The organism is Microbacterium umsixpiens (assembly GCF_053543675.1).
Genome location: NZ_JBLVOH010000097.1, coordinates 32,963 through 34,356, shown reverse-complemented (window position 1 = coordinate 34,356; position 1,394 = coordinate 32,963). Strand labels below are relative to the sequence as shown.

Annotated in this window: 1 protein-coding gene; it reads left to right on the top strand. The window is 69.8% G+C overall.

Annotated elements, in window-relative coordinates:
* Positions 1-1,394 (top strand): glucose-6-phosphate isomerase (locus ACNPM4_RS09970; protein ID WP_448985548.1); only part of this gene is annotated, 1,394 nt, incomplete at both ends.

Sequence of the window (1,394 nt, the reverse complement as noted above, 5' to 3'; positions counted from 1 at the left end):
CCGCCGAGGCCGAGGCCGCCGTGCGCCTCGGATGGGTGGAGGCCGTCTCGGTCTCCCGCCCGCTCGTCGCCGATATCGTCGCCCTGCGCGCCGATCTGAACGCCAAGGGCGTCACCCGCGTGATCCTCGCCGGCATGGGCGGCTCCTCGCTCGCGCCCGAGGTCATCGCGCAGACCGCGGGTGTGCCGCTGACGATCCTCGACTCCACGGCCCCCGGCCAGGTGCTCGCCGCTCTCGACGAGGGGCTCACCGACACCGTGCTGGTCGTGTCGTCGAAGTCGGGCTCCACCGTCGAGACCGATTCACAGCGCCGCACGTTCGAGGCCGCGTTCCGCGATCTCGGAATCGACCCCGTGGAGCGCATCGTCGTCGTGACCGACCCGGGTTCGCCGCTCGATGTCTCGGCCCGCGAAGCGGGATACCGCGTCTTCAATGCGGACCCGAACGTCGGCGGCCGCTACTCGGCACTCACCGCTTTCGGCCTGGTGCCTTCGGGCCTCGCCGGCGTCGACATCGACGAGCTGCTGAACGAAGCCGAAGCGTCTTCGCTCGAGGTCGCGGTGGACTCCGCCGAGAACCCCGCGCTCCGTCTCGGCGCAGCGATCGCCGCAACGAACCCGCGACGCGACAAGCTCGGTCTGATCACCGACGGCACGCACATCAAGGGTCTGCCGGACTGGATCGAGCAGCTCATCGCCGAATCCACCGGCAAGGACGGCACCGGCATCCTCCCGGTGGTCCTGCTCCCGGTCTCTCCTGAACTCGACCCGGTGCCCGCCGACCTGCAGATCGTCCGCCTGGTCGACGACGCCAACGAGTTCCACCTGCACGAGCGCCACGAGGGCGAGATCCTCGTGAGCGGCACCCTGGGTGCGCAGCTCATCGTCTGGGAGTATGCGACCGCGATCGCCGGTCACCTGCTCCGGATCAATCCTTTCGATCAGCCTGACGTGGAGTCGGCGAAGATCGCCGCCCGCGGCCTTCTCGATGCCCGTCCGGAGCCGACTGCTCCGGCATTCGTCGAGAACGGTGTCGAGGTGCGTGTGTCCGACACCGCCCTCGCCGCCTCCGGCACCGTCGAAGGTGTGCTCGATGCGCTCTGGGCCCAGCTCCCCGCCGATGGCTACGTGTCGATCCAGGCATACGTCAACCGCCTCGAGGTTCCGCAGCTCCAGGGCCTGCGCGAGCTCGTCGCGGCGGACTCGGGTCGCCCCACCACATTCGGATGGGGCCCGCGGTTCCTGCACTCGACCGGCCAGTACCACAAGGGCGGACCGGCGCAGGGCGTGTTCCTGCAGATCCTGGAGCGCACCGAGGTCGATCTCGAGATCCCGGATCGCCCGTTCACCTTCGGGCAGCTCATCCAGGCCCAGGCCGCCGGTGACGCGGCCCGG